The following is a 1,938-nucleotide window of genomic DNA, read 5'->3' on the forward strand; positions in this document are numbered from 1 at the left end:
GGTCGGCCTCGGCGCCGATCACGGCCTGGTCGAACTGCCAAAGGCCCGCGACATGGCCGCCGACGAAACCGCCGTCGATGTCGGGCTTGACCGAACCGCCGTCGACGGTGATGTCGGACCGGCCCCAGCCGTAGCCGGCCTGCATGCCGGCATAATAGCCGGTCCAGTCGAAGCCAGGCGCGGTCATCGGCAGATCAGCGCCCAGATCCGCCGCCCAGGCAGACCCGGACAGCAGGGCAAGAAAGCCGGCACTGGCGAGCGTCAGTCGACGCATCGAGCACTCCGAAATGGCGGTTCCGAAAGACTCCCTGGGAAAGACTAGCCCCTTTCGCCGCTGAACGGAATTGCATCTCTGCAACAGTGGTTTACGACCTGATGCTCTGGCTCCAGGCACCGGCATTTGCCAAAGTGCCTCATGCAGAGGAACTCGCCAATGACGAACGCCAAGCCGACAAGCGCCGTAAAAACCAAGCCGTGGACGGAGGTGGCGACACATCTGGTCGATGTCGCGATGGGCCGAAAGCCCGCGGATCTGGTCATCCGCAACGGGCGCTGGGTGAATGTCCATTCGGGCGAGATCATCCCCGGCGCGGACATCGCGATCGCCGCCGGCCGCTTCGCCTATTGTGGGCCGAATGCCAGCCATGCCATCGGGCCGGGGACCAAGGTCGTCGATGCCGGCGGGCGCTATCTGGTGCCCGGCCTTTGCGATGCGCATATGCATGTCGAAAGCGGCATGGTGACGGTGACGGAGTTCTGCCGCGCGGTGATCCCGCATGGCACCACCTCGATGTTCATCGATCCGCACGAGATCGCCAATGTGCTCGGACTACCGGGAGTCAGGCTGATGCATGACGAGGCGGTGGCGATGCCGATCAATGTGCATGTGCAGATGCCGTCCTGCGTGCCGTCGGCGCCGGGACTGGAGCATGCCGGCGCCGAATTGACGGTGGCCGACGTGGCCGAGGCCATGACATGGGACAACATCATCGGGCTTGGCGAGGTGATGAATTTCCCCGGCGTCGCCGCCAACAATCCGGTGATGTCGGGCGAGATTGCCGAGACGGTCAAGGCCGGCAAGACGGTCGGCGGCCATTATGCATCGCCCGATCTCGGCCTGCCATTCCATGGCTATGTCGCGGGCGGGGCGGAGGACGACCATGAAGGGACGCGCGCCGAGGACGCGATCGCTCGCGTGCGCCAGGGCATGAAGGCGATGCTGCGGCTGGGGTCGGCCTGGTACGACGTGGCGGCGCAGATCAAGGCGGTGACCGAAGGCGGCATCGACCCGCGCAACTTCATCCTGTGCACCGATGACAGCCATTCCGGCACGCTGGTGCATGAAGGCCATATGGACCGGGTGGTACGGCATGCCATCCAACAGGGCCTGAAGCCGGTGACGGCGATCCAGATGGCGACGCTCAACACCGCGCAGCATTTCCGACTGGAGCGCGAGATCGGCTCGATCGCGCCGGGGCGACTGGCCGATCTTCTGATTGTTTCGGACCTTGCCCGGATGACTATCGACGAGGTCTATGGCCGCGGCGTCAGGCTTGCGAAGGCCGGCAAGCTCGAGATCGACATCCCCGCCTATGACTATCCGCAATCGGCGAAGAACACGGTCAAGCTCGGCAAGAAGCTCGCGGCGAAGGATTTCGACATTTCCGCGCCGCAGGGCGCCAACGAGGTGCGGGCGCGGGTGATCGGCGTGATCGAGAACCAGGCGCCGACGCGGGCGCTGGAGGCCGACCTGCCCGTCGAGGACGGGTTGGTCGCCATGGATCGGCGCAACGACATCTGCCAGATCGCCCTGGTCGAGCGCCATCGCGGCACGGGCGGCGTCACCAATGCCTTCGTCTCCGGTTTTGGCTATGTGGAAGACTGCGCGATTGCGTCGAGCGTGGCGCATGACGCGCACCACATCATCGTCGTCGGCAC

Annotated in this window: 1 protein-coding gene and 1 pseudogene; one reads left to right on the forward strand and one right to left on the reverse strand. The window is 65.2% G+C overall.

What is annotated here, in order from left to right:
• A pseudogene (locus EOA24_RS36065) lies at positions 1 to 274 on the reverse strand (porin family protein); the annotation flags it as partial.
• A 159-nt stretch (positions 275 to 433) separates the two neighbouring features.
• Between EOA24_RS36065 and EOA24_RS36070 the strand changes: the two are divergent.
• Positions 434 to 1,938, forward strand: a 1,505-nt coding sequence (locus tag EOA24_RS36070; protein ID WP_133374818.1) for an amidohydrolase family protein, incomplete at its 3' end; no start/stop codon positions are given.

The organism is Mesorhizobium sp. M2A.F.Ca.ET.039.01.1.1 (assembly GCF_003998035.1).
Lineage (GTDB): Bacteria > Pseudomonadota > Alphaproteobacteria > Rhizobiales > Rhizobiaceae > Mesorhizobium.